Genomic DNA, 1374 nt, shown 5'->3' with positions numbered 1-1374 from the left:
CATGGCAGACCGTCCGATTATGACGACAAGTGCTGGTGCACCGATCCCGGATAACCAGAATTCCCTGACTGCGGGTGAGCGCGGCCCTGTTTTGTTGCAGGACTATCAGCTGATCGAAAAGCTGGCACATCAGAACCGCGAGCGTATTCCTGAGCGCGCTGTTCACGCCAAGGGCTGGGGTGCATTTGGGACGCTGACTATCACAGGCGATATTTCCAGATATACCAAGGCCAAGGCTTTGCAGCCCGGTGCAAAAACCCCGATGCTGGCGCGCTTCTCAACCGTTGCCGGCGAGCAAGGTGCCGCTGATGCCGAGCGCGATGTGCGCGGCTTTGCACTGAAGTTCTACACCGAGGAAGGCAACTGGGATCTGGTTGGCAACAACACACCGGTGTTCTTCGTGCGTGATCCGGTCAAGTTCCCGGATTTCATCCATACCCAGAAGCGTCATCCCAAGACCAATCTGCGCTCCGCAACCGCCATGTGGGATTTCTGGTCGCTTTCGCCAGAAAGCCTGCATCAGGTGACGATCCTGATGTCGGATCGCGGGCTTCCGACCGATGTGCGCCACATTAACGGTTACGGTTCGCACACCTATTCCTTCTGGAATGATGCGGGTGAACGCTATTGGGTCAAGTTTCACTTCAAGACCTTGCAGGGCCACAAGCACTGGACCAACAGCGAGGCCGAACAGGTGATTGGCCGCACGCGTGAATCCACGCAGGAAGACCTGTTTACATCCATCGAGAAGGGCGACTTTCCGAAGTGGAAAGTTCAGGTTCAGATCATGCCGGAACTGGACGCTGACAAGACGCCTTATAACCCCTTTGATCTTACCAAGGTCTGGCCGCATGCCGATTATCCGCCAATCGATATTGGTGTGATGGAACTCAACCGCAATGCGGAAAACTATTTCACCGAGATCGAAAACGCGGCGTTTTCGCCCTCCAATATCGTGCCCGGTATCAGCTATTCGCCAGATAAAATGCTTCAGGCGCGGCTGTTCTCCTATGCCGATGCGCATCGTCATCGTCTTGGCACGCATTATGAGAACCTGCCGGTTAACCAGCCAAAATGCCCTGTGCATCATTATCATCGTGATGGTCAGATGAATACATATGGCGGCATTGCTACAGGTAACCCGGATGCGTTTTACGAGCCAAACTCGTTTAACGGCCCTGTAGAGCAGCCATCGGCCAAGGAACCGCCACTGCGCATTCAGGGTGATGCGGATCGCTATAATCATCGTATCGGCAATGATGATTATTCGCAGCCACGTGCTTTGTTCAATCTGTTTGATGATGGGCAGAAGCAACGCCTGTTCTCGAACATTGCAGCAGCCATGGGCGGTGTGCCGGGCTTTATCGTCGAACG

Annotated in this window: 1 protein-coding gene; it reads left to right on the top strand. The window is 54.4% G+C overall.

What is annotated here, in order from left to right:
* Position 1 precedes the first annotated feature (1 nt).
* A partial coding sequence (locus ABE527_RS21570) for a catalase (RefSeq protein WP_499698253.1) occupies positions 2-1374 on the top strand: 1373 nt, incomplete at its 3' end.

Source organism: Brucella sp. TWI432 (genome assembly GCF_039674445.1).
In the GTDB taxonomy this organism is placed as follows: domain Bacteria; phylum Pseudomonadota; class Alphaproteobacteria; order Rhizobiales; family Rhizobiaceae; genus Brucella; species Brucella chromiisoli.
This window is presented reverse-complemented; position numbering and strand designations above follow the sequence as displayed.